At 68.3% G+C, this 252-nt stretch carries 1 protein-coding gene; it reads left to right on the plus strand.

The window, feature by feature from the left end:
- Positions 1–252, plus strand: a 252-nt coding sequence (locus SB754_RS21740; RefSeq protein ID WP_410784390.1) for a hypothetical protein, incomplete at both ends; no start/stop codon positions are given.

The raw sequence follows: 252 nt of genomic DNA on the forward strand, positions 1-252 counted from the left end.
GTCGCCGGCTTGGCGATCTTTCCCGTCTTCTGGATCGGTCATCACGAACTGCTCGGCGTCCCGGAGTGGATCTGGGCGGAAGACGGTCCGATGGAGTACCTGACCGTTGCGCTCCTCGCAGCCTCCGCCGGCTTCGCCCTGATCGCCCGGCGGCGCGGCGCAGACCGCTTCGATGGGGCCGAGCGCGCGCTGCTGTTGATCTTCGCAGTCGGCCTGCTGGTGCTGGCGGCGGAGGAGATCAGTTGGGGTCAG

It is taken from the genome of Leifsonia sp. SIMBA_070, from assembly GCF_046534635.1.
Lineage (GTDB): Bacteria > Actinomycetota > Actinomycetes > Actinomycetales > Microbacteriaceae > Leifsonia.